At 36.6% G+C, this 7,243-nt stretch carries 3 protein-coding genes; all 3 read left to right on the forward strand.

Going from position 1 to position 7,243, the window contains the following annotated elements:
- The first annotated feature begins 6 nt into the window (after positions 1-6).
- Positions 7-1,596: an alanine:cation symporter family protein gene (locus tag HOG71_06020; protein MBT5990391.1), complete on the forward strand. Its 1,590-nt coding sequence runs from the start codon at positions 7-9 to the stop codon at positions 1,594-1,596.
- Between the two features lie 134 nt (positions 1,597-1,730).
- Positions 1,731-2,639, forward strand: a complete 909-nt coding sequence (locus HOG71_06025; GenBank protein MBT5990392.1) for a hypothetical protein — start codon at positions 1,731-1,733, stop codon at positions 2,637-2,639.
- Positions 2,640-2,831: 192 nt separating this feature from the next.
- A partial coding sequence (locus tag HOG71_06030) for a hypothetical protein (protein MBT5990393.1) occupies positions 2,832-7,243 on the forward strand: 4,412 nt, incomplete at its 3' end.

Consider the following 7,243-nt stretch of genomic DNA (forward strand, 5'->3'; position numbering starts at 1 on the left):
TTTGTGATGCTAATTGCTCAAATTAGTTTTGCTCAGAATGAAGGATCCGAAAAAGCAAAAGATCAATCAAAAATAAGTCATAAAATTAATGATGTATTTGCTCCAATTGTCGAGAAAATGGGAGATGTTTTGTTTTGGGATCCTTTTTCAGCCATGGGGATTTACGATTCACAGGTTTATGATAAAAAAGGCAATGTGGTTGTTGACGAAAATGGTGAACCCGTTTCTGCACCCTTAAAACTAATTGTAGTTTGGCTGATATGCGGTGCGTTGTTTTTTACGATATTCATGCGATTTATAAACATTCGGGGTTTTAAACATGCTATTGGATTAGTTCGAGGTAAATATTCCAATCCGAATCATAAAGGTGAAGTATCGCATTTTCAGGCATTGGCAACAGCTTTGTCGGCAACAGTCGGATTGGGAAACATTGCCAGTGTTGCTATTGCTATTTCCATTGGTGGCCCAGGTGCCACATTTTGGATGATAGTTGCAGGATTATTGGGTATGTCATCAAAATTTACAGAATGTACATTAGGTGTTAAATACAGAAATATTGACACCAATGGAGTCGTTTCAGGAGGCCCCATGTATTATCTGAGCAAAGGACTTGCAAAAAGGAATATGAAAGGGTTGGGACAAGGGTTGGCGATCATTTTTTCAATACTTGTTATTGGTGGATCCATTGGTGGAGGAAACATGTTTCAGGCTAATCAATCTTTAAGTCAATTTACAACTGTAATTCCGGCTATTGGCAATTTTAAAGTTGCTTATGGAATTATACTCGCCATATTAGTAGGGATTGTAATTGTTGGAGGCATTAAGAGTATTGCCCGTGTTACAGAGAAAATAGTTCCTTTTATGGCAGTTCTTTATGTTTCGGCTGCACTCATCATAATCTTCATGAATATTGCTCATGCTGGTGATGCTTTTAAGTTAATTTGGAATGGCGCTTTTCAGGCTGATGCCATGAAAGGTGGTTTGATCGGTGTTTTGATCATTGGATTTCAGCGTGCTTCTTTTTCAAACGAAGCAGGTGTTGGTTCAGCAGCTATAGCCCATAGTGCTGTAAAAACAAACGAACCTATTACCGAAGGATTGGTTTCCTTGCTGGAACCATTTATTGATACCGTTGTGATTTGTACCATGACGGCTTTAGTCATCATTTTCACAGGCTTTTATAACAATCCTGCCGGATTGGAAGGAGCTCAACTCACTTCAGCAGCTTTTAAAAGTGTAATCCCATGGTTTCCTTGGGTGCTGGTAATTGCTATTTTCTTATTTGCATTTTCAACCATGATTTCGTGGTCATATTATGGATTAAAAGGTTTTGATTATTTATTTGGAAGCTTATTCGAAAAAGTATTTGGCCATCGAAAATATATGAAACTTACCTACCAACTATTTTTTCTTGCCTGTATTGTTATTGGAGCTTCTTCTGAGCTGGGAGCTGTACTCGACTTTTCCGACATGATGATACTCTCCATGGCATTTCCCAATATTATTGGTTTGTTAATAATGGCTCCAGAGGTCAAACGCGATTTAAGTGATTACTTGTCACGCGTTAAGTCGGGGGCTATAAAGAAATATAAGTAACATGAAGATTAGAATAGTTTAACTCATTTCTTTTTCAGCTACAAAAGTCTTGCTTAGTTTTAATTAGGACATTTTATTTCTGTTTTCATAGGAAAGTTAAGAATGTAGTTTAATTTCGAATTTAAAGAATTAGTATGTCACGAAAAACCTGGAAGGATTATTTTCATTTTTCCAAAGCCGAAAGGTCAGGGGTTTATATTGTCATAAGCCTAATTCTATTCATGGCAAGTTTGAATTTTATCATTCCTCGATTACTGACTCAGAATGAAGCCGACTTCTCTGAATTTGAAAATGATATTGCTAGTTTGAAAGAAATTGAGAAACTTTCAACTGAGAGAAGTAAACAATTGTTTGATTTTGATGAATTGACTACACCAAATTATAGCCTTTTTGAATTTGATCCCAATCAAGTAAGTAGAGAGCAGTTAGAAAAATTGGGCGTTAAAAGTTATGTCATCAATAATTTGTTAAAATACAGAGCTAAAGGTGGACAGTTTAGGAAAAAAGAAGATTTGAAAAAAATATTCGGCTTTGATCTCGACACTTATAAACGACTGCAACCATATATTGTCATTAAAGCCAAGAATGTTAGTGAACACATTGATAACGAATCAACAGCTGCGAATAAAAACAAGAGTAACCTTCAAATTGACATCAATAGTTCGACAGCTGAAGAATTTCAACAGATAAAAGGGATAGGAGAAACCTATTCGAATAGAATTGTTGATTATCGTGAGCGGGTAGGAGGTTTCCATAAAATCGAGCAAATAGCAGAAGTATTTGGAATTGATAGTAGCCTTTATCAATCGATTGAGCATCAGTTGATCATTCAGGAAGTTGAATTGAAGCAAATCTCTTTAAACTTTGCTAGTATCAATGATTTGAAAAATCATCCTTATGTCGATTATAAGCTGGCACGAAAAATTTATGACGAAAGAGTGCAAAATGGGCCATATCAATCAATGGATACGTTTTTAGAAAGATGTGTTATTGAAGAAAGTCTGGCTGTAAAGATTACACCCTATCTTAAACTTTGGGATTGATTACTCATTATATATTTTCGGTGTGTTCTCTTATTGCTCCCAACTGAGTCACTCGAAGTGGACTCAGTTGAAATGTGATGTATCGTCCTAAAATAAGTTTACAGTTTTTTGCTTAATCCTGATATAGGTTTACTGTTTCATATTTTATTATTCCGTATATTTGATGCAAGCAATTAGAAATCAAAATATAAAATGCCTTCTTTTAAAAATGTTCTTACATATTGCTTGCTATTTATTTTATTCGGACCCTTGCATTTAATTGGTCAGCAAGCCGCTAAAAGCAATAGTGTCAAAAACCTATATGCTGGCTTTATAGAAAACAAAGGACAGATTTATGATCAAAATTTCGAACCTAATCCAGCGGTCAAATATCTGTTGTCATTAGGAAACGGATTGAATGTTCAGTTGAAGGCCAATAGTTTCAGTTACGATACTTATATTGTTGAAAGAAAGGTTCCTGCCTCCGTTAAAACTTCGGCAGGTGAAAAGGCTTCATCATTCGCTGAAGCTTCGGATGGTAAAAAAGATGAAATGGAAATGCTCCGTCATCCCATTGATAGTATTGATAATTATGAAATCATTTATCATTTCCACCGTATTGACATTGAATTGATTAACGCAAACCCAAATCCCGAAATTATTACTTCAAATCCTTCTCCTCATTATCAGAACTATTACAATGCAGTTTGTGCAGAGCAAGGTGCTTCGTTTGTTTCTTCTTTTCAAAAAGTAATCTATAAAAATATCTATTCAGGAATTGATCTGGAATTTGTTGCATTTTCAGATACCCAAAAAGCTTTCGAATATAATTTTATTATTCATCCACAGGGTGATCTTTCAAAAATTCGAATGCGCTACAATGGAGCTTACGAAACTCAACTAATCGAAGGTCAGATAAAAGTAATTTTGGATAGTGTAAGCATTTACGAAAGTATACCCAAGAGTTTTCTTGAAGAAACGGATGAACAGCTTGATGTTAGTTATACATCATTTGGTAACAATGAATTTGGATTTCAAGTTGCTGATTATAACTCCAGCAATACGCTGATTGTCGATCCTTTCCCAAGTTTGCTTTGGGCTACTTATTATGGTGGTTCCGATGAGGATATTGCATATGATGTGATTTTAGATAGTAGCGATGTGTTAGTGGTTGGTCGCACAAAATCATCTAATGCTATTGCAAGCAGTGGTGCATATCAGGTTTCAATAAAAGGCAATGCAGATGCCTTTATAGCCAAAATAGATAGTGCTGGCCAGCGACTCTGGGCAACTTATTTTGGAGGAAGTGGAATTGAATGTGGAAACGATGTGGTAATTGATAGAGAAGGATCTATTCTTATAGCAGGGAGTACTACCTCAACAGCTCAATTTGCAACATCAGGAGTTCATCAAATTACATATGGAGGCGGACCTTACGATGCTTTTGTAGCCAAATTTTCAAATTCTGGTCAACGACTTTGGGCTACTTATTATGGTGGTAATCTGGTAGATTGGGCTCAGGGTATTGCTACTGATGTAAATAATAATGTGATCATCACAGGATATACAGCATCCAAAACACAAATATCATCTCCGGGTGCACACGACTCGGTGCACAGTGGTTGGGAAGATGCTTTTGTAGCCAAGTTTGATACTTCAGGACAACGACTTTGGGCGAGCTATATGGGTGGACATACATCTGATTTTGGCAATGCTGTTGTGACTGACCAAGTAGGAAATGTTTATGTTGCAGGTACAACACGTTCCTGGTATGGTATTGCAACTATTGGATCACATCAGGCAACTATGTTGGGTTCTTATGCTGCATTTATGGTGAAATTTGATACAATTGGAAAAAGGAAATGGGGAAGCTATTATGGAGGTGGTGGAGAAGATTTTGGTGAGGACATCACCATCGATATAAATGAGGATTTAATATTAACAGGTAATAGCAATTCAACCTGGGGTATTGCCACCTCAGCTGTGCATCAAAGCACTTTAAATGGGAGATCAGATGCCTTTATTGCAAAATTTGATAAAAAAGGCAAAAGGCAATGGGGTAGTTATTTTGGAGGTTCTGCTGAGGACAGAAGTCGGGCTATTAGTTGTGATAAATCAGGCAATATTATTATCGCTGGGATGACTGAATCTTCATCTCAAATAGCGACAAGTGGAGCACATGAAACAATATATAGTGGAAAACGTGATGCATTTCTGGCTAAATTTGATAGCACAGGACAACAATTATGGGGATCTTATTTTGGTGGAGTGAATGAAGACTATGCTCATGGCATTGTAAACGATAGCAGTGGAAAGGTTTGGATAGTAGGTGAAACCTATTCTTCATCCTCAATTTCAACCAGCGGTGTTCATCAGCCAAATTATGGAGGAGGGAAAAATGATGGATTTATTGCAAAGTTCCTTGGTTGTGAACCCAACTTCGATACCTTGAGTGTTTATGCCTGTGGTGAGTACGATTTTAATGGAAGAATCCTGAATCAGGCAGGAATTTTTCATGATACCATAACCAATATGATGGGATGCGATAGTTTTATCACACTTTACCTATACTTTCATCCTTTTCCTGTTGTTCAGTTTTCGGTAAATGATACAGCTCAATGCCTGAGTAATAATTTGTTTAATTTCACAAATCAAAGTAGTATTTCAAGAGGAACACTTACGTATCAATGGTTGTTTGGCGACCTGGATAGTTCTGACCAATTTTCTCCATCTTATTCTTTTTTACAAGACGACACTATAAAGGTAAAACTATACGCCATATCAAAAGATGCTTGCATCGATTCAATTGAAAAAGAAATAGTGGTGTATCCACAACCTCATGCAAAATTCAGCATATACGATAGTTTACAATGTTTTGAACGAAATGCTTTTGCTTTGACAAACCAATCCGATATCACCTATGGAAACATGAATTTCCTTTGGGATTTTGGCGATGGCTTTTCATCGGTGCTGCCAAACCCAATTCATAGCTATAGTTATGACGATACGTTTTTTGTCAAACTCATGGTTAATTCAGATTTTGGTTGTTTCGATTCCTCAAATGGATTAGCCTATGTCATTAATGCATCTCAACCAATTTCAGCTTTTGAGATTTTAGATACAGCTCAATGCAGATTAAACAACACATTTGATTTTACCAATTTAGGCAGCATACAATCAGGAACTCTTTCATCGTTTTGGGATTTTGGCGATACAGATACACTTCTTTCATTTCATGCTCAACATACGTATAATCTGGCAGATACTTTTCCGGTGAAGTTGCTCCTGATTTCTGATTTAGGGTGTAAAGATTCTTCGATTCAGGCTGTTTATGTTTGGCCTATGCCACAGGCGGGCTTCACAATAAACAACCCTTTTCAATGCCTTGCTGGCAACCAATTTGAATTTACAGATACTACATTCATTCAATGGGGAAACCTAAGTAGAAATTGGGCTTTTGGTGATGGAGGTTTTGACATAAATGATACAGTTGTTCATTCTTTTAAACTAGCTGATTCATTTGAAGTAAAACTAATAAGTATTTCTGATTTTTCGTGTTTAGATAGTTGTCATCAAATAATCTGGGTATATTCTAATCCTTTGGCTGCTTTTGCTATAAATGATACTATTCAATGTTTGTCAGACAACCTCTTTGAGTTTAATAATAAAACCAAATCAGATGTCAATCCCGCATTTTATTGGGATTTTGGAGATCAGAATTCTGACACATCCATGAATTGCTCACATCACTTTGTAAAGGCAGATACTTTTCGTGTTACACTTGTGTCAAGTATTGGAATGGATTGCATCGATACTGTATCTCATAATGTGATCGTTTTATTAATGCCTAAAGCTGATTTTACAATCAGCGATTCCTCCCAATGCTTCAATGAACAGTTTTTTGTTATCCATGACTCATCACTTGCTTCTGGAGATTCTATTTCAAATTATGCATGGTATCTAGAATCGCTGTTTTTATCTAAGCAACAAATCGATACTTTGCCCAACTTGCAAGCCGGAACATGGAACTTGAAACTTATAACCCGTACAACACAACATTGCACTGACTCCATAACAAAACAGATCACAGTTCACCCATCACCCATCACTAAGTTCAGCATCAACGACTCCACACAATGCTTCGATTCCAATGAATTTGAGTTCACTAACTTAACAACTATCGATACAGGCACACTCAATTACCAATGGATCATTGCCAATGATACCTTAACACTTGAACATCTGGAAACCATAACATTTAAAAAGTGGGGTAAATACCCAATTCAGCTCATAGCCTCAAGCGATCAAAACTGTAGCGATACAGCAAATCAAAACATTTACGTTTACCCCATGCCGGTAGCAGCCTTCATTTACCTCAACAATTGTGTGGAAGATACCATGTGGTTTTATGACAGTTCGCTGGTGGATAGTGGTAATATTACTCAATGGTTTTGGGATTTTAAAAACGGGAACACCAGTGCCAATCAAAATCCATGGACAATTTATTACGATACAGGACAAAAATCAGTAACACTAATCAGTACCAGTGATTTTGGCTGTGCTAGCGACACAACACAATACTTTACATTAGAAAGCAAAGTATCAGCTCCAATTATCGAACGTGC

The sequence above is a fragment of the Bacteroidota bacterium genome (assembly GCA_018698135.1).
Lineage (GTDB): Bacteria > Bacteroidota > Bacteroidia > CAILMK01 > JAAYUY01 > JABINZ01.

What these genes read in the sequence shown, in the direction of transcription:
- HOG71_06020 (MBT5990391.1), top strand. Translation starts at nt 7, where the DNA reads ATGCTAATTGCTCAAATTAGTTTTGCTCAGAATGAAGGATCCGAAAAA.
- HOG71_06025 (MBT5990392.1), top strand. Translation starts at nt 1,731, where the DNA reads ATGTCACGAAAAACCTGGAAGGATTATTTTCATTTTTCCAAAGCCGAA.